General features: G+C 59.5%; 19 protein-coding genes and 1 pseudogene. 9 read left to right on the top strand and 11 right to left on the bottom strand.

Translation table 11 applies throughout. The features are described 5' to 3' along the window. Positions 1-2 precede the first annotated feature (2 nt). The gene (locus HMPREF3101_RS05425; protein WP_070463655.1) at positions 3-791 is read left to right on the top strand and encodes a DUF4191 domain-containing protein; all 789 of its coding nucleotides are present in this window, start codon (positions 3-5) and stop codon (positions 789-791) included. Between the two features lie 41 nt (positions 792-832). On the opposite strand, the gene HMPREF3101_RS05420 is transcribed toward HMPREF3101_RS05425, so the two are convergent. Beyond that, complete coding sequence (locus HMPREF3101_RS05420; protein WP_070463461.1) at positions 833-1,255, bottom strand: RDD family protein; 423 nt, start codon at positions 1,253-1,255, stop codon at positions 833-835. Positions 1,256-1,325: 70 nt separating this feature from the next. On the opposite strand from HMPREF3101_RS05420, the gene glnA reads away from it, so the two are divergent. Next, positions 1,326-2,762, top strand: a complete 1,437-nt coding sequence (glnA, locus tag HMPREF3101_RS05415) for a type I glutamate--ammonia ligase (protein ID WP_070463459.1) — start codon at positions 1,326-1,328, stop codon at positions 2,760-2,762. 176 nt (positions 2,763-2,938) lie between these two features. On the opposite strand, the pseudogene HMPREF3101_RS11725 reads toward glnA, so the two are convergent. Together HMPREF3101_RS11725 and HMPREF3101_RS05395 are read right to left on the bottom strand one after the other, a co-directional pair. Beyond that, a pseudogene (locus HMPREF3101_RS11725) lies at positions 2,939-3,475 on the bottom strand (glutamine synthetase beta-grasp domain-containing protein); the annotation flags it as partial. Between the two features lie 1,256 nt (positions 3,476-4,731). After that, positions 4,732-5,967 (bottom strand): MFS transporter, encoded by a 1,236-nt coding sequence (locus HMPREF3101_RS05395; RefSeq protein ID WP_070463451.1) that lies wholly within the window; start codon positions 5,965-5,967, stop codon positions 4,732-4,734. A gap of 175 nt (positions 5,968-6,142) precedes the next feature. Between HMPREF3101_RS05395 and HMPREF3101_RS05390 the strand changes: the two genes are divergently transcribed. Both HMPREF3101_RS05390 and HMPREF3101_RS05385 read left to right on the top strand, forming a co-directional pair. Beyond that, on the top strand, positions 6,143-7,090 hold the full coding sequence (locus HMPREF3101_RS05390; RefSeq protein ID WP_256365745.1) for a TDT family transporter: 948 nt from the start codon (positions 6,143-6,145) through the stop codon (positions 7,088-7,090). 118 nt (positions 7,091-7,208) lie between these two features. Next, entirely contained in the window at positions 7,209-8,111 is a 903-nt protein-coding gene (locus tag HMPREF3101_RS05385; protein ID WP_070463446.1) for an Abi family protein, read from the top strand. A 21-nt stretch (positions 8,112-8,132) separates the two neighbouring features. On the opposite strand, the gene HMPREF3101_RS05380 is transcribed toward HMPREF3101_RS05385, so the two are convergent. After that, on the bottom strand, positions 8,133-9,425 hold the full coding sequence (locus HMPREF3101_RS05380; RefSeq protein ID WP_070463444.1) for a thymidine phosphorylase: 1,293 nt from the start codon (positions 9,423-9,425) through the stop codon (positions 8,133-8,135). A gap of 66 nt (positions 9,426-9,491) precedes the next feature. On the opposite strand from HMPREF3101_RS05380, the gene HMPREF3101_RS05375 reads away from it, so the two are divergent. The 4 genes from HMPREF3101_RS05375 to HMPREF3101_RS05360 all read left to right on the top strand — a co-directional run bounded on the left by HMPREF3101_RS05375 (position 9,492) and on the right by HMPREF3101_RS05360 (position 11,756). Next, on the top strand, positions 9,492-9,917 hold the full coding sequence (locus tag HMPREF3101_RS05375) for a cytidine deaminase (protein ID WP_070463441.1): 426 nt from the start codon (positions 9,492-9,494) through the stop codon (positions 9,915-9,917). 136 nt (positions 9,918-10,053) lie between these two features. Further along, positions 10,054-10,650 carry a VIT1/CCC1 transporter family protein gene (locus HMPREF3101_RS05370; protein ID WP_083280103.1) on the top strand — a complete coding sequence of 199 codons (597 nt, stop codon included), beginning with the start codon at positions 10,054-10,056 and terminating at the stop codon, positions 10,648-10,650. Between the two features lie 66 nt (positions 10,651-10,716). Beyond that, entirely contained in the window at positions 10,717-11,415 is a 699-nt protein-coding gene (locus HMPREF3101_RS05365; protein ID WP_070463437.1) for a hypothetical protein, read from the top strand. 2 nt (positions 11,416-11,417) lie between these two features. Further along, complete coding sequence (locus tag HMPREF3101_RS05360; protein WP_070463435.1) at positions 11,418-11,756, top strand: hypothetical protein; 339 nt, start codon at positions 11,418-11,420, stop codon at positions 11,754-11,756. Positions 11,757-12,015: 259 nt separating this feature from the next. On the opposite strand, the gene HMPREF3101_RS05355 is transcribed toward HMPREF3101_RS05360, so the two are convergent. Beyond that, positions 12,016-12,540, bottom strand: a complete 525-nt coding sequence (locus HMPREF3101_RS05355; RefSeq protein ID WP_141737374.1) for an NUDIX hydrolase — start codon at positions 12,538-12,540, stop codon at positions 12,016-12,018. Between the two features lie 28 nt (positions 12,541-12,568). Between HMPREF3101_RS05355 and HMPREF3101_RS05350 the strand changes: the two genes are divergently transcribed. Continuing rightward, a complete protein-coding gene (locus tag HMPREF3101_RS05350; protein ID WP_141737366.1) occupies positions 12,569-13,318 on the top strand; it encodes a hypothetical protein in 750 nt (249 codons plus the stop codon). Here HMPREF3101_RS05350 and HMPREF3101_RS05345 read toward each other — a convergent pair. The 6 genes from HMPREF3101_RS05345 to HMPREF3101_RS05325 all read right to left on the bottom strand — a co-directional run bounded on the left by HMPREF3101_RS05345 (position 13,302) and on the right by HMPREF3101_RS05325 (position 20,546). Next, on the bottom strand, positions 13,302-14,204 hold the full coding sequence (locus HMPREF3101_RS05345; protein WP_070463428.1) for a trypsin-like serine protease: 903 nt from the start codon (positions 14,202-14,204) through the stop codon (positions 13,302-13,304). The genes HMPREF3101_RS05350 and HMPREF3101_RS05345 overlap by 17 nt on opposite strands. Positions 14,205-14,350: 146 nt before the next feature. Continuing rightward, complete coding sequence (locus tag HMPREF3101_RS12110) at positions 14,351-14,491, bottom strand: hypothetical protein (RefSeq protein ID WP_168160164.1); 141 nt, start codon at positions 14,489-14,491, stop codon at positions 14,351-14,353. Between the two features lie 2 nt (positions 14,492-14,493). Continuing rightward, entirely contained in the window at positions 14,494-15,972 is a 1,479-nt protein-coding gene (thrC, locus tag HMPREF3101_RS05340; protein ID WP_070463426.1) for a threonine synthase, read from the bottom strand. A gap of 21 nt (positions 15,973-15,993) precedes the next feature. After that, positions 15,994-16,269, bottom strand: coding sequence for a hypothetical protein (locus HMPREF3101_RS05335; RefSeq protein ID WP_070463424.1), 276 nt, complete (start codon positions 16,267-16,269; stop codon positions 15,994-15,996). A 9-nt stretch (positions 16,270-16,278) separates the two neighbouring features. Continuing rightward, positions 16,279-19,221 carry a bifunctional [glutamine synthetase] adenylyltransferase/[glutamine synthetase]-adenylyl-L-tyrosine phosphorylase gene (locus tag HMPREF3101_RS05330; RefSeq protein ID WP_070463422.1) on the bottom strand — a complete coding sequence of 981 codons (2,943 nt, stop codon included), beginning with the start codon at positions 19,219-19,221 and terminating at the stop codon, positions 16,279-16,281. Then, the gene (locus HMPREF3101_RS05325) at positions 19,218-20,546 is read right to left on the bottom strand and encodes a glutamine synthetase family protein (RefSeq protein ID WP_070463421.1); all 1,329 of its coding nucleotides are present in this window, start codon (positions 20,544-20,546) and stop codon (positions 19,218-19,220) included. The genes HMPREF3101_RS05330 and HMPREF3101_RS05325 overlap by 4 nt, the downstream gene beginning before the upstream one ends. Positions 20,547-20,608 lie beyond the last annotated feature (62 nt).

The following is a 20,608-nucleotide window of genomic DNA, read 5'->3' as shown; positions in this document are numbered from 1 at the left end:
GCATGGCTAAAGAGGATTCGAAGGCTGCTGCTAAGGCAGCCAAGAAAGAAGCTCGCGCCGCGAAGCGCGCGAAAGGCAAGCAGACGCGTGGGCAGTTGATCCAAGCGTTCAACATCCAGCGCAAGCGGGATACGAAGCTGATCCCGATCATGCTTGCGTGTGTGTTTGGCGTAGCGCTTGTGTTTTTCCTCCTTGGCATGCTGTGGAACGGCCAGTGGTACATGCTGGTGCTAGGCCTGCTGCTCGGCGTGGTGCTGGCCATGTTCGTGTTCTCTCGTCGCCTTGAGGCCTCGATGTATGACGAGGTTGGTGACACCCCTGGTGCTGCCGGTTGGACGCTGGAGAACATGCGCAACACCATGGGCATTGTCTGGCTGACCCAGACGGGCGTGCAGGCAAACACGCACATGGACACGGTGCACCGCGTGATGGGCAACCCTGGCGTGGTGCTGGTGGGTGAAGGCAACCCGAATCGCCTGAAAACTCTGATGGCGAAGGAGCACAAGCGCGTGGACCGTCTGCTTGCCGGTGTGCCTATTTATGAGGTGTACGCCGGTGAGGGCGAAAACCAGGTGCGCGTGCGTGACTTGCAGAAGCACCTGCTGAAGCTGCCGAAGAACTACCAGAAGAATGACGTGTACGGACTGGCTGCAAAGCTGGATGCGATGGATGCGCGTACCCGTGGCGGCAATATGCCGGGCTTGCCGGGTGGTCCGCTGCCTCGTCAAGCACAGAACATAGCGGGTATGAACCGCAAGATGCGTCGTATGCAGGAGCGCAAGGGCCGGTAAAAATACCCGCTCGATTGTGAGACGTTACTGCCAATTAACACCTAGAGCCTGATCACGGTGGTGTTGGTTGCGCGGTCGTGCATGCCGCGCCCATCAGCGTCGACAAGAGCCGCGGGCAAAATGAACCCTGTCAGGATGGTGCGCACCGCAGCCCGCCAGAAGCCCACGGGTGCCTCCGCATCGACGCGGGCTACCCCCATGCCCAGCACCATCATCCCCGGGGTACGGGCGAACAGCCAGCCAAACAGAATCCCCATGGCTATCCACAACAAGTAGGTCAGCGTGGCCCTGTCCCCAAGCACGTCGGTTTGGGTGACCGCGAAGCTTGCAATGGCAAGACAGATCAGCCAATCGATCAAAACCGCCACCATGCGTCGCATCACGGACGCCTGTGAGCCAGAGCCGTTTTTCGGCATACCCAAAAATTCACCCGGATATGAGGGCACCGCGTCATCTTCGTACATGTCTCACACCCTAGCTGGCCGCCGTTTGTCTAAAATTGAGAGCACTGTTTTACACCTGAAGGAGATACACGTGGGCTTCGAAAACATCGAAGACGTTCAAAAATTCATCCGCGACGAAGAAGTCGAGTTCATCGATGTTAGATTCACCGATGTTCCGGGCATTGAGCACCACTTCTCCATCCCCACCTCCATGTTCAATGAAGACGTTATGGAGGAAGGCCTAGCTTTCGACGGCTCTTCTATCCGTGGTTTCACCACCATCGAAGAATCCGACATGACGCTGATGCCGGATCTGGCAACGGCACGCCTTGATCTGTTCCGCAGCTCGAAAACGCTGAACATGAAGTTCTTTGTCAATGACCCGTTTACGCACGAGGCGTTCTCGCGCGACCCGCGCAACGTGGCAAAGAAGGCCGAGGAGTACTTGGCGTCGACCGGCATTGCAGATACGTGCAGCTTTGGTGCTGAGGCAGAGTTCTACCTCTTCGACAACATCCGCTACGAGGTTGAGGGCAACCGCGCCTTCTACGAGATCGACGCTGAAGAAGGCTGGTGGAACCGCGGCAACGAGGTTGAGGCAGACGGTGGCCCGAACCTTGGTTACAAGAACCGCTGGAAGGGCGGCTACTTCCCTGTCCCGCCGCACGACAAGACGGTGGAAGTCCGCGACGCGATGGTGCACAACCTAGCCAAGAGCGGATTTAGCATCGAGCGTTTCCACCGCGAGGTGGGCAACGGCGGCCAGCAGGAGATCAACTACCGTTTCAACACCCTGCTGCACGCCGCGGATGACCTGCAGGACTTCAAATACATTGTGAAGAACACCGCCACGCAGTTTGGTAAGACTGTGACGTTTATGCCGAAGCCGCTGGCTGGTGACAACGGCTCTGGCATGCACGCACACCAGTCCCTATGGAAGGACGGGGAGCCGCTGTTTTACGACGAATCGGGCTACGGCGGCCTGTCCGACATCGCACGCTGGTACATCGGCGGCATCCTGGAGCACGCCGGTGCGGTGTTGGCGTTTACCAACCCGACGCTGAACTCGTATCACCGCCTGGTGCCGGGCTTTGAGGCACCGATCAACCTGGTGTACTCCCAGCGCAACCGCTCCGCGGCGATCCGTATCCCAATCACAGGCACGAACCCGAAGGCCAAGCGCATCGAGTTCCGTGCGCCGGACCCGAGCGGCAACCCTTACTTCGGCTTCGCCGCAATGATGCTTGCAGGCTTGGACGGTATTAAGAACCGTATTGAGCCGCACGCACCGGTGGACAAGGACCTCTACGAACTGCCGCCGGAGGAAGCCAAGGACATCCCACAGGCACCGACCTCGCTGGAGGCGTCCCTGGCCGCACTGGAGGCGGACCACGACTTCCTCACCGAGGGCGACGTGTTCACCGAGGATCTCATTGAGACCTACATCCGTTTGAAGGTTGACAATGAGATCGCCCCGTCGCGTCTGCGTCCGACGCCGCTGGAGTTTGAGCTCTACTTCGACTGCTAGACCTCGGGACACTTTCGGACTTCTGAACAGCAGATATTCGGAAGACTCGCCTCGCACGACGAAACCCCGAGATTCCACGCGGATTCTCGGGGTTGGCGCTATTTCAGGGCCATTTTGGCCGAGATTTCATGTCCGAATGAGCCGTTTTTCAGCACCCAACAACGGCTTGTAGACCACCGCCCCATTGTGGGCAAGCTGATCTCATCGTCCAGGTCGTGGAAAGCATTCGAGTCGCCCTCGAACAGAGAGAAGTGCGTGTGCACCGCCGCGCCGTCCAAGTTGGCAAACGGCTTGGCATGAAGATGGCGTGCACCCCGTTGAACTCCGCGACCGTTTTCACGATGTAGCGGAAGGTGACAATGTTGTCTGCCATGGTGAGCGCGTCGGTGTGGCGCAGGTCGATCTCCTGCTGGCCGGGCGAGCCCTCATGGTGCGAGAACTCGATGACAATGCCCATGTACTCCAAGGCGCAGCACGTGGCGCGGGTCGGCGTAGAGCGGGTCACCGTCGGACATGGTGATGTCGCAGAACATCCGCGCGGTTTGGATGCCGGTGTCCTCGTCGAACGGCAGCGGCTGGTACGTCGACGGGTCGGGCCGCAAGAGGGTGTCCGATTCGGAGATGCGGCTAAAGCCCTCAATCGAGCTGCCGTCGAAGCCCACGCCCTCCTCGAACGCGCTCTCCAGCTCGGCCGGTGCCGTCATCACAGTTTGATTCAACGAATTTATTTGGCATATAGAGGAGGAATATCGTCTGCGTGACGTGTCTCACAGACATAGGAGAGTGCTTCCGTAACCTGGATGATGCAAGCGATTAGTGATCAGGATTGCAAGCAAACTTGATCGGTGATCTGTTGCCAACCTAAATACCCCAACCGGAAATCGAGAAAGGTATTGAAATGACTCAGAAAACTATGATCGCGAAACTGGCAGCTATCGGCGCAGCTGCAACGGCACCGCTCACACTCGGCGGTAGCTTGGTTATCGGAGGGGCCGCCACGACCTATATTGGAACTGCCATGGCAACAGAACGCTGCTTGCAAGGCTAATCGCGGCCTGCTCAACTAAGCACTACTGACCCCAGCTAGGAGGTGTTGAAAATGAATGTTTCCGAACGTGTAGGGTTTGGAGCTGGCGTCATCGCTATCGTGCTCTCGCTGCTGAGCGTGCTCTTGGCAATCTCTCGGGGCACGGGCGGAGTTACGGTTATGGCGGCTGCTGGAACTGTCGCCGTAATCGGAGCAATGTGCATCTACTGGAGCCTCACGTCAAGACGCAATAGCAAGGACTAAGCGCTCCGCCCATTCAAGGCCTTGGCCGGGAACCACTCTGGTCAAGGCCCTCTTCGCTTGGAAATCCCAATTAAACGGGAATGATCAACGCCACGAACTCGAAAGCAACAGGTAGGACGATAGATTCCACTGTGACTCAGCTTCGTCATCAATCACCGGGCCATCCCCGGCACCCCTGCCCACTATGGAACTGATTCATTCCACTCGCTCGGGCGTCAACGCTGTGAGCCAAGACAACCTTCCTTCACCATCTTCACATTCGAGGTTTTGCCCTCCAGCAGTATGAACACCAACATCAATCCGGGTTTTGGAGATTCTCAAAGAGATACTCAAAACAGTCAAACCCGGCGATCTTGAGCTCATCGACCTTTCCGTAATGAAGGTGGAGCGGACCCGCTCATAGTGGCGTGCGCACTAGCAAAGATAGAGGAGACCGAACAAAGCCTGTTCAACCCAGAATGGGTAATTGTCACCAATGATAAGGCCGCAATTAATCTTGCATCAGAGTTCGGTGTGCCAACCATGGGAGTGGACGAGTTTGCAGACCTAATCGACTCATCTGAGGACGATTGTTCGACGACCGTTTGACACTGTGGGAAAACAGGTGAGGGTTTCGTGGGAGAGGGCATGAAGTTCGCCTGAGTTACCCTTGGTCAAAGAGTTATCCGAAAATGCCCACTAGTTCCGCGCGGCGGCTGCCAACTCATCATCGATGGTGGTAGCCGCCGTCGCGCGAATACCCACAAGGCCCATGAGCACAGCGCTGGCAACGAGCGCGATGAGGATACCGTGCCAGTGCCCCGTCGCGTCATAGGCGGCGCCAACAAGCAATGGCCCTGCTCCTGCCATCAGGTACCCGTAGGGCTGGACAAATCCGGACAGTTTCGCTGTGACCACGTGTGATCTGCTGCGTGCCGGGATCAGTGCGATGGCGGTTGGGAAGCAGAATCCGCCGACGCCGAGGAGGAAGGCCCAGAGGTAGGGCAGGTGGGCGTCGGTAAGCAAAAGCCCCAAATACCCTGCTGCTGTGGCAACGGCGAAGGCAACCACGAACGGGGTGAGTGTGCGGGCGCGGGCAATCAGTATCGGCATAACCAACCCGCCGAACACGTTGAGGCTGCCGAGGAGCGCCAACGCGACTGTGCCGGTTGTGGCGGAAGCGCCGGCGTCGCGGTAGATCTGCGGCAGCCATCCCATTTGGATATAGGCGTTCATGGACTGCAGACCGAAAAACAGCAGCAGGAACCGTGCCGTTCGGGAACGCCACAGGGGAACATCGAGGACATGGTCATGCTCAGCGCCGTTGGTGTTGTGCTGGGGTGCGTCATTACCAAGCTTGGCTACCACCACGGTCCACACCACAACCTGCACGGCTGCCGGCACAGCCCAGACGACGAGTGCCCACGACCAGGCGCCGTTGCCAGAAAACACCAGCGCACTCAACGGGCCCACGGCACCGGACAGGCCGAGCAGTGCACCGTAGACCGTCATCAACGCCACCACGTGCCGTCCGCCGTGCTGCTTAATCCAGGCTGGCAGCAGCACGTTGGCCACAGCGATGCCGGCAACGACAAGGCCGGTGAGCACGATAAATACTGCCATCTGGCCAACCCACGGGCGCACTGCCAAACCGATAAATGTGCATGTGGCGCCAAGCGCGATGGTGCGCGTGAGTCCCAAACGCATGGCAATCGGCACCGCGCTTAAGCCCATCAACGCGAAGAGGAAGCCGGGCATCGCCGTGATCAAGCCCGCCTGTGACGCGCCGGCACCGAACGAGGCTAGGGCTTCCTCCAGCACCGGCCCCACCGAGGCGATGCCCGCGCGGAGGTTGATCGCCCCCGCCACGACGGCGGCAAACAACAGCGGCGCCGACAGCAAAGCCGCTGTGTTGCGGCGCTTAGAAGGGCGCATAGAAGTAGGTCGCTTGGACGAGTTTCCCATTGGACCATTAGGCACCCAGAGCACAGAAACGTCAACCTTTAAGCAAACTCGAGGTGCCGGACTGCGTACGGGCGGGAGTTTTGGCCAAACCCGCTACCTAGCACCCGAAGTTCCCCGAACACGCCAAAGGGATTACCATACAGGCGTGACTGACAAGTTCCGCGAACTTCCCCCACCCGGCCCCGCTTGGGGCGGCAGCCTCATGGGCACCTCAATCGTCGCCCGCCTGCTGGTTGAAGAAGAAATGATGGTCGCCGCTGGCGTGTTTGCCGCAATCGCGTGCGCCATTTTGCTCGTGCTGACCGCAGGTTTTCTCCGCTACCACTTCCCCCGGTTCGAGCGAACCACGATGGCTGCGTGGTCAATGTACTTCATCGGCATCCTCGCCTTGGGTGCCGCACTTTCGGGTCTTACCGGCAACGGAGCATTCCGTCTCATCGGCTTTTGGATCGGTGCGCCGCTGACCATCCTTACCTACACCATCCAGCTGAGAAAGTTCGAGGGCAAGCCCCAATTCACCTGGGGCCTTCCCCTGGTTGGCCCGATGATCTCCGCGTCTGTGGCGGGTTGGCTGGCTCGTGATTACGGCCAGTTCTACCACGTCGTCGGCACCGTACTGTTCTTCATGTCCATCCTCACCGCTGTACCCACCTTCGCTTACGTCTACTGGGCTGCGTGGCACAAACGTGTGGACTTAACCGGCGCCAACTCCGCTACCGCATGGGTGCCGCTGGGGGTGGTTGGACAGTCCACAACCGCCGTCCAGATCATGTACCCGGGCACCTTTTCGGTGTGGTACGGCTATGTGGCGCTCACCTTATCCATCCCGCTGGCCATCTGGGCGATGGTGCAGTTCTACCCCAACGTGGCACGCTGGGTGGACTACTCGCCGGCGTGGTGGTCGTGCACCTTCCCCACCGGCACGGTCAGCATGGGCGGCCACCAGGTGGCCCAGGTCAACGGCTCACACTGGCTCGACGCAGTTGCGCTGAGCATCCCAGCACTCCTTATCGTGCACTGGGCGTTGTGCTCCAGCAGGTTTCTCACATGGGCTTTTGCTTCACGACGCCAAAGTGCACCCCCGAGTAATTAATTGCCCAAAAAGTTGCTGTAATTACCCACCTCAAGCTATTCTGTTTTTAACAGATACCCCCTCCAAGCTTCTCGTAAGATCAGCGAAATATGAGAGGGGGGCTTGTTATTCTAAGACGATGAATCGCCGGAAGCCTTTTCTTCCCATTCCCCGTCAAGTAGATTTGCTCTCTAGCCGGGGTCTGACGCTCCCCGCTAGAGAAGCTGTGGCCAGTTTTCTAAAGCAGCACAATTATTACCGCTTTTCTGGCTACATGAGGTACTTCCAGGTTGCTCCTTCACATGGCAATGAAGACTTCGAACCCAATATTCACTGGGACGACATAGTGGAGATTTATAACCTCGATATCGAACTCCGTACTCTGTTGCTTGAAGGCATTCACCTTGCAGAAATATCGGCAAGAACGGCTTTCGCATACAGCGAAGCTGATATCCATTCTCCTTATGAAAAGTATCTTGACTCTGATGCTTACAGGCGTCCGCCCAACCCCGCTATGAAGGCAACCAACGAGCTGATACTCAACGAGCTGAACCGCTCACGTGAGCCATATATCGCAAAGTTTCGGAAAGGCTGCACAGACGTAAACCAGCGGTGGACCGACGACGTCCCCGTATGGGCTGCAGTAGAAGCCTTGTCTCTAGGGACACTGTCTAAAGCGATCAGTTTCCGCAATGACGGGAATGCTGTTTATCAAGGAACCTGCACGGCCCTCGGGGTAGGGAAGCCATACTTGTCGCCGCAGTTGCGTTCTTTCACGTTCATAAGAAACAAATGTGCCCACTCCTCCCGCCTCTGGAACTGTTTCGTCGTCGACCCCCCTCGGGTGCCGGAAGGGGTAAAACGGCGCGCAGAAAGGTTAAACGGTACGTACGCAGGAAGCTCAGTGTTTGCTGTGATCGTTGCACTCGATTATTTCCTGTTCACCACCAAGCTGCGCGAAGGCTTCTTGGATGAGTATCTACAGTTAGCCAGTACTTCAGAGTTATTTAGTCAGGGTATTTCTCATCCGCGAACTTCATAGCCCGAAACCAGTCAGACCCCGCTACCGTGCGGTGACGCGCTCAAGCACCACGGATTCACGGCGTACGGGCGCCTCGGCGCTGATGGTGAAGCCGTCGCGCAAAACTTCCAGGGAGCGTTCGAAGCGGCGCTCGTCATCAGCATGCAGGGTAAACAGCGGCTGGCCAGCGGTAACTTTCTCGCCCTTCACCGCGTGGAGTTCAATGCCGGCGCCAAACTGCACGGGATCTTGCCTGCGGGCACGCCCCGCGCCGAGGCGCCAGGATGCCACCCCGACTGCCAAAGCATCCAGCTCCGCAAGATAACCGTCCACATCCGCGGTCACGGTGTGCGTGTGCGCAGCTGTGGGCAGTGCGGCATCAGGGTCGCCACCCTGAGCGCGGATCATCTTCCTCCACGTGTCCATGGCGCGGCCGTCCTTCAACGCCGCTGCAGTATCAGCGTCGGGGACGCCGGCGGCAGTGAGCATTTCGTCGGCAAGCGAAAGTGTCAGCTCCACAACATCCTTCGGACCGCCGCCGGCTAAGACCTCAACTGCTTCTTCCACCTCAAGCGCATTGCCTACCTTGCGGCCGAGTGGGGTGGACATGTCAGTAATCAAGGCAACCGTGTTCGTTCCGGCATCGGTTCCAAGGTCAACCATGGTTTGGGCGAGATCGCGCGCGGCGTCAATATCCTTCATAAACGCACCAGTTCCCACCTTGACGTCTAGCACCAGGTTCGCAGTACCCTCGGCGATCTTCTTGCTCATGATGGAGCTTGCGATCAACGGGATGCAGTCCACAGTCGAAGTGATGTCTCGAAGCGCGTAAAGCTTCTTATCTGCCGGGGCAAGCCCGCTGCCTGCGGCACAAATGACGCAGCCGGGTTCTTCGAGGATCTCCATCATGCGCTCGTTTGAGATCGCGGCCTGCCAGCCGGGGATAGATTCCAGTTTGTCCAGCGTGCCGCCGGTGTGTCCCAACCCGCGGCCAGAAAGCTGCGGGACCGCCACACCGAAGGTGGCCACCAGGGGTGCTAGGGGCAGGGTGATCTTGTCACCCACGCCACCGGTGGAGTGCTTGTCCGCGGTAACGCGCGTAAGCGAGGCAAAGCTCATGGTCTCGCCCGAGTTGATCATGGCCTGGGTCCACTGCGCGATCTCTTTACGGCTCATCCCGTTGAGAAAAATAGCCATGGCCAGGGCCGACATCTGCTCCTCGGCAACTACGCCGCGAGTATACGCATCCATCACCCAGTCGATCTGTTCTTTGCTCAAGGGCTGGTTGTCGCGTTTCGTGCGGATGACATCAACGGCGTCAAAACGCTCGGCCATGGTGGATTCCTTCTGGTTATGATTTCGGTGTCAATCCATCACGGTAGTAGAAAACCAGGTGTTCCCATGGCCACCTCCGCAGTCACTGACGCTCAGCTGATCCAGCACGCACGTAAGGCGCAGGCACGTGCGTACGCGCCGTACTCCAAATTTCCGGTTGGCAGTGCGCTTCTGCTTGACAACGGCCACGTGGTCCCCGGCTGCAACCTCGAAAATGCCTCCTATGGCTTGAGCATGTGCGCCGAGCGCAACGCCGTCGCGGGAGCAATCGTGGGCTCTGGACCGCGCGAGGTTACCCACGCCGGGTTCATCATCGAAGCCGTAGCAATTGTGGGCAAGGCTGGCGAGCCGTGCTTCCCCTGCGGCGCGTGCCGCCAGGTGCTCCGAGAGTTCGGCTGCGAGCGCGTGATTGTGGAAGACGGGGAAGGTTTACGCTCATTTATATTCAACGAGGAACTGCTGCCCTACTCATTTGGCCCGGAATCGCTCTAAACCGCATTTCTCGCTCTAGCTGTGTAAACATGTGCGAAGCGCTGCTGAGCCTGCCCTATGGAAAGCTACCCTGACCTGCACAAAGGCAGCCTTTGCTTGCTTGTACAGGGGTTTTATCCCGTGCACCATGGGACGCATGACCGTTGTAGTAGAACCCACCACTAGCACTTACGTCGCGCAGGAGCCTGCCGCTGCGCCTCAGCCTCAGCCTCAGTCTGAGGCTGGACATGGCGAGCGTATGAACCGACTGCGCGCCGGCGTCTTAGGCGCCAACGATGGCATCGTGTCCACCGCCGCCGTGGTAGTGGGTGTTGCGGGTGCCACCGACAGCACCTCCGCTATCGCCACCGCGGGTCTTGCCGCGGTTGTCGGTGGCGCGATTTCGATGGCGTTGGGTGAGTACGTCTCCGTGTCCTCCCAACGCGACTCTGAAAGAGTCCGCGGTTTTGCAGACGAGCACCAGGTCAACCCGTGGTCCGCAGCAATCGCATCGTTCCTGGCGTTTTTGTTGGGTGCGGCGCTACCGTTCGCCGCAGCGGTGCTGACACCGGTATCCCTGCGCGTAGCGGCGACCTTTACGTTGACGCTGGTGTCTTTGTCACTGACCGGCGCACTGTCCGCAAAGCTGGGCGGAGCCGCCGTTGGGCGCCCCGTTATCCGTGTAGTGCTCGGCGGCACCCTAGCGCTGGGAGCTACCTTCCTTGTGGGGTCCTTGTTTGGCAGCCAGCTGTAGAAACCGGTGCACTCCCGTTGTAAGCTTTGGGCATTTAACAAGCTAGTTTTGACGTGAGGGGTGCGTATGTCTTCGCCGTTTAATCCAAACCAGCAGCCGCAGTTTGGGGGTCAGCCGCAGTTTGGGCCGGGACCAATGCAAGGCCCTGGCCCTGCTCAAGGCCCAGGCCAGCAGTTTGCGGGCCAGCCGTTTCCCGGTCAGCAGCTCGGCCAGCCGGCGCCGAAGCGTCGTGGTCCGGGTTGGCCAACGTGGTCGTATCTGGCGTTGACTGTTGTGTCGCTGTTGAGCAGCTTCCTGCCGGTGGCGGTGGTCGGCTTTGCGTGGGAGGGTCTTGGTAGCGCCGCGCTCACCTTCAACTGGTGGGGATCGATGTCTTATGAAGGCACCGGCTTGACCTCTGTTGGCGAGGAGTACTTCCGAGAGGGGCTCGGCGGGCCAGATGCTGGCATGCTGATCGGCACCATCGCGGTGATCCTGCTGTACATCGGCGCGACGGTTTTCGGCTTTTTCGGCCGCGACAAGGTTGCGGCGATTGTCGCCGCGGTTGCCGGTGGTGCGCAGCTGCTGACCACCATCTCCACCGCGTTTCAGATTGACGGCATGTACGGTTCCTTGGGCGCCGGCTGGTACCTGTGGCTGCTGTGCTCCCTGATTGCCATTGGCATTGCCGTTTGGATGTTGGTCAAGGGCACGCGTCCCGCACCGGCGCCGCAGTCCCCGTTTGGGCAGCCGCAGCCAATGCCCCAGCAGGGTCGGGGCTGGTAAATATGAAGCGCTTTGGGGCTTTACTCTTAACGACGCTCACGTTAACCCTCCCTACCGCCTGCACCAACGAATCCGAAGTGGACTTTGAAGCGCCGGTGTATGTCACCGTGGACAGCCTCGACGGCGCGAAGGTAACCATTACCAAGCATCAGCCTCTGGTTGTTCCCGTTGGCGAGAACCTGGATGCAGATGCGTGGACGGAGGGCAGTGTTGATAACGAGACGGTGGCAGCCTTTGAACCGGGCCCCAGCTTCCACGCGGTTGGTGTTGGCACTACCAGCGCGCAGCTGACCAACCCGGATACCGGCGAGGTGTACACCTTCACCCTCGTTGCGAAGTAGCTATGTGGGGTAGCTAGCGCTTCTTTGTTATGTCCATAGGGTTTTTGGACATGGAGTCCGGTGTCTTTTTGGACACGGAATCCATGGTGTTCTTGGACATTGCTAGCAGACCCCCGGAAACAGGCTGCCTACTAGCAGATAACGAAAACAGGCTTGCAAAACCCCAGGTGGAATGTATAGACACAGCACCGTTTCTGTGTTGTGTGCTAGCAGACCATCATGAACCAGGCTGCCTGCTAGCAGATAAGTTAGTTAGTAGCTAGCGCTTCTTCAGACCAAAGCGGGGGGTAAATGAGGTGGGGTGTTTGCGCTGCGCTGCGGCGTCCCCAATCACCAAACGCCACTTCGGGTCGGTCACCGGCATGTTTGAGATCGGGAACCAGCCGACCTCGGTGGATTCATCATCGCCCACAACGGGTACTTGGTCCGGATCTTCGGCTTCGCAACGAATCTGCACCGACATGTAGCTGGCCTTATCACCGTTGTCATGGGTGACGGGCCCAACCGCCCCCACACCCAACAAGGCGGCTGCGTTAACGCGCACGCCGGTTTCTTCCAAAACTTCGCGAACGGCCGCGTCATGCGGCTCCTCCCCCGGATCCGCAATGCCGGTAATTGGGGTCCACTGGCCGTTGTCGGCGCGCTTGACCAACAGCACCTCTGGGACAGCCCAGGCAGAATTATCCGTCGAATCTCGCAACACCACCGCGGCCACTGAAGGCAGCCACATAAGGTCAGTACCGATCTTTGCGCGTGTCTGAACAATGAACTCCGGGATTGGCATGGTTGCCAAGTGTAGACTTCCTTTAATCATGAGCACGAACAAACGCCTCCCCACCCCGATTTTTGCCATCGGCTACGGAGCAATCGTGCTCACCCTCGTGGTAGCCATGGCCATGCTGGTGAGCTACCACGTGGATGCAGAAGCGGACACCAGCGCTGCAGCCGGCAGCGCTGCAACCGGTACAGCAAGCACCACAACCACAACCGAGCAGGATCCGCGCCAGGCGTGGAACCCGCCGCTTCGGGACGAAGCAAATGTACTCGCCAGCATCCGCCCCTACTTGATCACAGATGTGAAAAGCGCCGTCGGCGAAACCGGGGTCATCGTGCGTGGAAAAGCCACCGAGACCGCAATGGCCTCCACTACAGAGTTCACTGGTCACCTCTCCCGTCTCTTGGAACAAAACTGCCTGGACACCCTTGTGCTGACCACCCCAAACAACATGCGCATCAGCTTTTTGGGTTTCTGCTTCTCCACGCTGCCGCCGGCAAGCATTGAGAAATACACCACGTTAGCTGCGGAAGAGGACGCAGACTCAGTGGCGTTTGTGAACCACAACAGTGCGGCTGGTGTTGAGGTGGCGTTGGGGTGGTTGGACGTGGCGTCGGAAAGCAAGCTCAGCGAACTGGAGCAAACCTGGAAGCGCCTGCCTTTGGAGCCTGGCTTGGACCGCCTGCGAACCAGTGCCTACACCAACGAGGAGGTTGCTGCCGGGCAACGCGTTCGCGGCAAATACATGGAGACCCGCCGCGACGGGCTGTTTACCACGACTGAGTAACCCAGGCTGGCTCCGGCACCACCGCGTGGATCACGCCCATGAGCTGCTCAATATTGGAGTAACTCATGCGCTTGGGGTTCTCCATCCCCTCGAAGCACTCCTCGTCGGAGCGGCCAGCCTCCGTGCCAGAGACCACGCCGATGATGACGGCGCGGCCGTTGACCTCACTAAACACAGGCCCGCCGGAATCCCCTGGCGAGACGCATACACCCGCGATATCGCCGAACGTGGGCAGCTGTTCTTCCACCATCGTGTCTACGATCTGCACGCGCTGGGTCTCTAGGAACTCGCCGCAGGTATAACCGGTGGTCCCGCCTGTCTTGCACACGCGGACTGGGGCGGGAATATCCTGCGCAATACCGGTGGGGATAGGATCGCCCACAACCTCCATAGCGCGCTGTGGGTCGGTGATCTCAATGATGCCAATGTCCACGCGCTCAGCCCCCGGGAGAAACAGGCCCGAGTAGATGAAACGCCCAGCCTCGCGCTCATAGTCAGAGGCAAACGTGGCATTCGTGGGCCACACCAGATCTCCCTCGTGGCCACAATGCCCAGCGGTCACCGCGAAGTTCCGGCCGTGAATGTCACTGAAAGAAAACGCCACCGTACATGACTGTGCGGTGAAACTTTCCCCCGGCGCCGGGTAATGGTCCGTGGTCTGAATCTTGGTGCCCGGCGCCCACACCGCATATTCCGGCACCAGCACCTTGTTCGCCGGCAGCTGAGTCTCACCTTCGGAGTGTTCCTCACTAGGTGGTGTGCGGACCTCCTCGAGTGCCTGGCGCTCCTGATCCGTTTGGCTTGGCACCTGTGATGTGCTCACCCCTAGCCACACCACACCCGCAACCAGCGCTAAAACCGCGACGACGGCAAACAGCCACGCCACACCCGGCCTGTGCTGGGCAGGCTGAGCAGACTGGGCATGCTGAGGCGGGCCCTGCTCAGGAAATGCCCACGCAGGGCTCGCGCCAGTCTGATATTTCCGGGCAGCGCCGAACTCATCACGCTGCCCCGGGTCCTGCGGGTTCGTGCTTACTGCCCAGCCTTGTCCTCGTTCTGCTGCGCAGCCTTGTCCTTCGCGGCCTCTTCCGCTTGGATCTTTAGGTCACGGATGAACTTCTCCGGGTCAAATTCCGTGTACTGCTCCGGTCCTGCGAACTGCTCCTGTGCCATGGTTAGGCCTCCGTCTTAACTGTCGTGTCCGTCGTATCAATAGCGTTGGCAATGAACTGCTTGACCGCCTCCGCATCATTGGGCAGGTCGGTGACGTGGCGATCCGCGTCCATAATCCCCTTGAACCGCTCCGGCACCCGCGGATACTCCTCAATCGCTTCATAGATGGTGTTGCTGAACTTCACCGGCAGTGCGGTCTCCAGCACGATCACCGGGGTATCCAACTTGTGCTGCTGGGCAGCCGCCACGCCATCCGCCGTGTGGGGATCCACCACAATCCAGAAGTCTTCCTTCAACTGGCGGATAATCTCCAAGCGGTCCTCATGGGTGGAGGTGCCGGACAGGAAGCCGAACTCATCACGAATCCGCGCCATAACCTCCTCGCCTGTCGCACCGAAATCATCAGTGCTGAAGCCGCCTTCCTTGACCTTGGTGCCAAACAGCTCGGCGGTAAGGGTGGGGTTGCGCAGTGTGGCGTCGAAAATCATGCGCTCAAAGTTGGAGGCCTTGGAAATGTCCATCGACGGCGAGGACGTTGCAAACGTCTCCTCCGCGGAACGCGGACGGTACTCGCCGGTGACAAAGAACTCATCCAACACGTCATTTTCGTTGGTAGCCACGATCAGCTTGTCAATCGGTAACCCCATCTGTTTGGCAATGTGGCCTGCGCACACATCACCAAAGTTGCCAGTTGGCACGCTGAACGAAACCTGCTGGTCATTGTTCTCCGTCACCTTCAGGTAGCTGGAGATGTAATACACAATCTGCGCAAGCAAACGAGCCCAGTTAATGGAGTTGACCGCACCGATCGAGTACTTGGACTTAAACGCGGCGTCCCCGTTGACTTCCTTGACCACATCCTGGCAGTCATCAAACACGCCATCGAGCGCGATGTTGAAAATGTTCGGGTCATCCAGGCCAAACATCTGCGCCTGCTGGAACGGCGTCATGCGGCCCGCCGGGGTGAGCATGAATACGCGGATGCCGTCACGGCCACGCATGGCGTACTCCGCAGAAGACCCCGTATCGCCGGAGGTGGCACCCAAGATGTTGATCTCCTCGCCGCGGCGCCCCAGCTCAAACTCGAACAGCTCGCCGAGCAGCTGCATCGCCATGTCCTTAAACGCCGCGGTCGGCCCCTCAGACAGGTGCGCGATGTAGAGCTTGTCATCTTCCAAACAGGTCACTGGCACGATTTCTTCGTGGGCAAACTTGCCTGCCTCCGTGGTGTAGGCCTTTGCCGTGAGCTGCTCAATGACGTGCGGCGGAATGTCATCCACGTACAGCTTGAGCACCTCGGCAGCCAGCGCTGCGTAGCCCTTTTCAGCCAGCAGCGTGCGCCACTGATCAAGCATGTCGCCGCTAATCTGCGGGTATGCGGCAGGCATGTACAACCCGCCGTCCGGGCTGAGGCCCTGCAGCAGGATGTCAGTAAACGAATTGGCAGTCGAGTGCGGGTCGCGCGTTGAGATGTAATCCACAACGCAACAGTCTACGTGGTGCTAGTGCCGTGGTGGCTCTTGGCGGCCAGTGAGGATGTCCACCACGGAGCGAATCGCAGCATCCCCAAGCGGCGGCAAGCTACGATGCGCCGCCGCTTCCGCCTCCGGCACCTCCTTGGCCAGCTTGGCACCAGGCTCTACCTGCAGCGTGAGCGTCTCGCCATCCAGCACAAGCTTCGCGTCAGGGGCAACACCGGCAACGCGTGCGGCCTCCACCAACGCAACCAAATCGGCGTAGGTAGCCTCAGCCAGATCAATCGTCATATTCACAGCCATGTCACAAGGCTACTCGTGCTCCAGCGAAGGCGCCTCGCCCCAGAACACCTCCTCCACCACGCGGTGCGCGCGGCGGGTAATGCGCAGGTAGTCCTCTAAAAACTGCTGCTGATCATCCGGATCATAACCGGCTGATCCGGCAACCTGTGCCAGGTGCGGGCCCGGCGCGGGCAGCTGGTCGGTGCGCTTGCCGGAAACCAAAACCAGCGCGTTGCGTGCACGCGTGGCGGTCAGCCACGCGGTGCGCAGCGTCCGGGCTTTGGCGGCGGCAAGCACATCTGGGTCATCCAACTCCGCCAGATAGTCCAACGCCTCCAGTGTGGAGGTGGTGTGCAGCCGCGGGTGTTTGTGCGCGTGCATCATAGTCAAAAGCTGCACCGTCCACTCCACGTCCGCTAACGCGCCGCGGCCCAGTTTGGTGTGCACGGAACGGTCGGCGTTTCGTGGCAGCCGCTCATCATCCACGCGCGCCTTAATACGCCGGATCTCGCGGACGGCAGATTGCGGGGTACCACCCTCCGGGTACCTAAACGCATCCGCCATGTGCAGGAAACGTTCACCAACTTCCTCATCACCCGCGATCACGGTCGCGCGCAAAAGCGCCTGGTACTCCCAAACTTCGCCCCACTGTGTGTAGTAGCGCTCATAGGAAGCAATGGTGCGAACGACAGGTCCAGAGCGCCCCTCCGGCCGCAGGCCCAAGTCCACCTCAAGCGGCGGGTCGCCCGAAGGTTTGGACAGGCGCGCACGCACCTGTTCAATCATGCGGCTCGCCCACGCCAACGCCTCTTCCTCGTTGGCCCCCTCAACAGGTTCGGCCACCGCCATCACGTCCGCATCCGACCCGTAGCCCAATTCCCCACCACCAAGCCGACCCATGCCGATAATCGCAATGCGCGCGGGTTCCGTGGTCACACCGCGCTGGGCAAGATCAGTGCGGATCTCAGCCAACAGGGCGGCTTGAAGCACGGCGTCCCAAATAATGGTCAGCTCCAGGCAGACCTGGCGCACCTCCATCAGCCCCAGCAGATCCGCCGAAGCTATACGCGCAAGCTCCGCACGCCGCAGCGAACGCGCCACACTCACCGCCTTATCCGCATCATCCTGGTAGCGCTTGGAGGCCGCAATGATCGCCTTCTTCACCTGGTCGGGTGCGGGTTCGATGAGGCGGGGGCCAGCGGAGCCGTCCCCAAGCAGCTTAACCACTTCAGGCGCCGCGATGATCAAATCAGACGTGTACGGCGAGTTGCCCAGGATCTTCATCAGACGCATGGACACCACACCCTCATCGCGCAGCATCCGCAAGAACCACGGCTTATCCTCCGCCGCCTCAGACAGCTTGCGGTAGTTCAACAAGCCCGCCCCAGGGTCCGCGGTACTGGCCAGCCACGTCATCAGCGTTGGCAGCAAAATCGCCTGCAGCTTCGCCTTGCGCGACGTGCCCTGCACCAGCGCCGCCAAGTGATCGTAAGCACGCGCCGGGTGGCGGTAACCAAGGGCCGCCAGCCGCGCCTTCACATCATCCGCCGACAGCGCCGCCTCGCCCACCGTCAGATCCACCACAGCACCGAGCAGCGGCCGGTAGAACAGCCGCTCATGCAGGGTGGATACCGTGTCGCGGACCCGCTTCAGCTCAGCTTCCATCTCCCCTATGACACTTTTGCTTGCCGACGCCACAAATCCCGCCGACCTTGCCAACCACCGCATCCGACGCTCATCATCAGCCTCAGGCAACTGGTGTGTGCGCTTAAAGCGCTGCAACTGCAGCCGGTGCTCAAGCAAGCGCAAAAACTCATACGCACCGATCAGGGCCTTGGTGTCCTCACGGCCCACGTAGCCGCCCTGTGAGAGCGCCTCCAAAGCGTCGATGGTGTTGCGGGTGGCGGGGGTGCGCAGCGTAGCGTCGATACGCCCATGCACCAACTGCAACAGCTGCACCGCGAACTCCACATCGCGCAGGCCCCCGTAGCCCAACTTCAGCTCGCGCGAACGCACACCTTCCGGCACGTTGGCTAGCACGCGGCGTCGCATAGCCTGGACGTCTTCAACAAAACTGTCGCGCTGGGAGGCCTCCCAAACCATAGGCGCCACCGCGTCCACATACTGCTGGCCAAGCTCCATATCGCCCGCCATCGGACGCGCCTTCAGAAGCGCCTGAAACTCCCACGTCTGCGCCCAACGCTTGTAATACGTCACGTGCGAATCCAGCGTGCGCACCAACGCGCCCGCCTTTCCTTCAGGACGCAACCCCGCATCCACCTCAAAAAACGCCGCAGAGCCAATCTTGATGAACTCGGCCGCAACCCGCGTGATCCTGGTTGTCACCTCATCAGCCACAAAGATGACGTCCACGTCAGAGATGTAATTCAGCTCCCGAGCGCCACACTTACCCATGGCGATCACAGCCAACTTCGCGTCCGGCTCCTCCTCGCCATACACCCGCTCAGTGGCAAGCGTCAGCGCGGCCTTTAACGCAGCGTCCGCAATGTTCGTCAGCGCCTCCGTCACCGCGCGATACCCCAACGGCTCACCCTCACCGAAGCCCTTCACCGCGGAAAACGTACCCGCCAAATCCTTCGCAGCCACCCGCATCACCAACGACCGATGCGCGTTCTTCAACGCCTTCTCATCCGTAGCAGCCTTCGCCATGAACTCGTCCGCCTCCTCGGCGCTTGGCAACGGCAGCGTCAAGGTCTCCACAAGCTCAGGGTGTGCAATCAAGTGATCCGCCAACGCGGTCGACCCGCCCATGAGGGCGAAGAAAGGGGTGCGCTGGGCGTCGTCAAGCAAAAGGCTCTTGCCGCGAGCGAAACGATGCGCATTGTTCAAAGCAAGGTCAGGATCGGCCGAGCCTGCCAGCGTCCACAACGACGCCTCATCGTGCAAACCGAGCTCTTCAAGATCCCCAGCAGCGCGACGGCTAGTTAAACCAAGTTTCGCAGGACTGATCATAGATCCAACCCAGTCTCAATCTCCCACGGCGTAACCTGCGACTGATACTCATGCCACTCATCCCACTTCGTGCGCAAAAAGAACTCAAACACCTGCTCACCCAACACCTCCGCCATAAACTCAGAACGCTCAAGATGGCGAAGCGCCTGATCAAGAGAACCCGGCAAATCCCGATACCCCATCGCGCGACGTTCACGACGCGTCAACGCAAACACATCATCACGCGCCGGCTCATCAAGCTCATACTCATCCTCAATGCCCTTCAAACCCGCCGCCAACACCGCCGCAAACGCCAAATACGGATTACACGCCGAATCCAACGAACGGACCTCAATACGACGCGAATCCGCCTTATGCAGCCGATACGTAGGCACACGCACCATCGCCGAACGATTCGAAATACCCCACGTAGCAGCCGTCGGCGCCTCAGAACCAAACTGCAAACGCTTATACGAATTGACCCACTGATTCGTCACCGCCGAAATCTCCGGCGCGTGCTCAATAATCCCCGCAATAAACTGACGCCCCACCCGCGACAAACTGATCTCATCATCCGGATCATGAAACGCATTCGTCTCACCCTCAAACAACGAGAAATGCGTATGCATCGCCGAACCATCCAAATGCGGAAAAGGCTTCGGCATAAACGTCGCATGCACACCCGTCGCCTCCGCCACCGTCTTCACGATGTAGCGAAACGTGACCACATTATCCGCCATAGTCAACGCATCCGTATGCCGCAGATCAATCTCCTGCTGGCCCGGGCTCGCCTCATGGTGCGAAAACTCCGTAGTGATGCCCATGTACTCAAGCGCAGCAATCGCCTGCCTGCGCAACTTCGGCGCCTCATTACGCTTCGCCTGGTCGAAATACCCACCCTTATCCGCCGGCGTGATCTTATCCTCACCCGGCTTGACCACATAAAACTCAATCTCAGGACTTGCGAAAAACTCAAAGCCCATCTCACGCGCCGCATTCATCTGACGCCTCAGCACCTGCCGCGGGTCAGCGAAGAGCGGGTCCCCATCCGGCATCGTAATGTCACAAAACATACGTGCCGTCTGCAGGCCCGCATCCTCATCAAACGGCAAAATCTGGAACGTAGACGGATCCGGCCTCAACAACGTATCCGACTCAGACACACGACTAAACCCCTCAATCGAACTCCCATCAAAACCCACCCCCTCCTCAAACGCCGACTCCAACTCCGCAGGCGACATCATCACCGTCTTCAAACTCCCCGAAATATCCGTAAACCACAGACGAATGAAAGCGATGTCCTGCTGCTCCACCAAGCGCAGCACGTTGTCCGTTTGAGAGCTCATGGTGGCAGTTTAGCTTTTGTGCTGGGTTTGGTGGGTTTGGCGGGTTTGGCTTGACGCGCCGG

This window comes from Corynebacterium sp. HMSC29G08 (assembly GCF_001806875.1).
Taxonomy (GTDB): domain Bacteria; phylum Actinomycetota; class Actinomycetes; order Mycobacteriales; family Mycobacteriaceae; genus Corynebacterium.
The sequence above is the reverse complement of the archived record's forward strand: the minus strand, read 5'-3'. Positions and strand labels throughout refer to the sequence as shown.

Excerpts from the sequence above, each read along its gene's own strand:
- HMPREF3101_RS05360 (WP_070463435.1), top strand. The coding sequence starts at position 11,418 with ATGAAGCGCTTTGGGGCTTTACTCTTAACGACGCTCACGTTAACCCTC.
- HMPREF3101_RS05395 (WP_070463451.1), bottom strand. The coding sequence starts at position 5,967 with ATGCGCCCTTCTAAGCGCCGCAACACAGCGGCTTTGCTGTCGGCGCCG.
- HMPREF3101_RS05420 (WP_070463461.1), bottom strand. The coding sequence starts at position 1,255 with ATGTACGAAGATGACGCGGTGCCCTCATATCCGGGTGAATTTTTGGGT.
- HMPREF3101_RS05350 (WP_141737366.1), top strand. The coding sequence starts at position 12,569 with ATGAGCACGAACAAACGCCTCCCCACCCCGATTTTTGCCATCGGCTAC.
- HMPREF3101_RS05365 (WP_070463437.1), top strand. The coding sequence starts at position 10,717 with ATGTCTTCGCCGTTTAATCCAAACCAGCAGCCGCAGTTTGGGGGTCAG.
- HMPREF3101_RS05355 (WP_141737374.1), bottom strand. The coding sequence starts at position 12,540 with ATGCCAATCCCGGAGTTCATTGTTCAGACACGCGCAAAGATCGGTACT.
- HMPREF3101_RS05370 (WP_083280103.1), top strand. The coding sequence starts at position 10,054 with ATGACCGTTGTAGTAGAACCCACCACTAGCACTTACGTCGCGCAGGAG.
- HMPREF3101_RS05385 (WP_070463446.1), top strand. The coding sequence starts at position 7,209 with ATGAATCGCCGGAAGCCTTTTCTTCCCATTCCCCGTCAAGTAGATTTG.
- HMPREF3101_RS05330 (WP_070463422.1), bottom strand. The coding sequence starts at position 19,221 with ATGATCAGTCCTGCGAAACTTGGTTTAACTAGCCGTCGCGCTGCTGGG.
- HMPREF3101_RS05375 (WP_070463441.1), top strand. The coding sequence starts at position 9,492 with ATGGCCACCTCCGCAGTCACTGACGCTCAGCTGATCCAGCACGCACGT.
- HMPREF3101_RS05325 (WP_070463421.1), bottom strand. The coding sequence starts at position 20,546 with ATGAGCTCTCAAACGGACAACGTGCTGCGCTTGGTGGAGCAGCAGGAC.
- HMPREF3101_RS05380 (WP_070463444.1), bottom strand. The coding sequence starts at position 9,425 with ATGGCCGAGCGTTTTGACGCCGTTGATGTCATCCGCACGAAACGCGAC.
- HMPREF3101_RS12110 (WP_168160164.1), bottom strand. The coding sequence starts at position 14,491 with ATGGCACAGGAGCAGTTCGCAGGACCGGAGCAGTACACGGAATTTGAC.
- HMPREF3101_RS05335 (WP_070463424.1), bottom strand. The coding sequence starts at position 16,269 with ATGGCTGTGAATATGACGATTGATCTGGCTGAGGCTACCTACGCCGAT.
- HMPREF3101_RS05425 (WP_070463655.1), top strand. The coding sequence starts at position 3 with ATGGCTAAAGAGGATTCGAAGGCTGCTGCTAAGGCAGCCAAGAAAGAA.